Raw genomic sequence first — 479 nt, 5'->3', positions numbered from 1 at the left:
TTGTCCCACACCGGCACATGCGGCTCGATGTTCTTCTCTTCGACCATCCAGGCCAGCATCGGCGCAGTGCCATAGGCGGTGTCGCCGATGAGGCGTTCCGGTGTGAGGTCGAACTGCGCTTCGACACGCTCAACCATCGTCCTAGTCGAATCAACCTCGGCGGTACGATGCGCCGGAGTCGCTTCCACATCCATGATCACGCCATGCTCGGTGTCCATCAGGTAGTTGGTGGAGTAGGCAAAGTAAGCCNAGGGCTTCAGCCAACACCTCTTCATCAAGGGCTTCGAGGTACTCGCGTACGGCGCGGCTGCTGAGCTTTGGATCACTCCAATCGACTTCATCTCCCGCTACCCCACGTTGCCGGCTGGCATCCGCCTTGATGATGCTGGCGTCGACGGCGAAACCCTCACCCTTGACCAGACCGGCCGCCATGCAGCGCCGCAGCACCTCATTGAACAACCAGCGGAACAGATCGCTGT

Annotated in this window: 1 pseudogene; it reads right to left on the bottom strand. The window is 60.3% G+C overall.

The window, feature by feature from the left end:
* Nucleotides 1-479 (bottom strand): annotated as a pseudogene (locus tag CXP40_RS23580) (transposase); the annotation flags it as partial.

Origin of the sequence: Pseudomonas sp. YY-1 (genome assembly GCF_002843095.1) — a bacterium.
Lineage (GTDB): Bacteria > Pseudomonadota > Gammaproteobacteria > Pseudomonadales > Pseudomonadaceae > Aquipseudomonas > Aquipseudomonas sediminis_A.
Note: the sequence above shows the minus strand (reverse complement) of the source record. Positions and strands in the feature narration are given on the sequence as shown.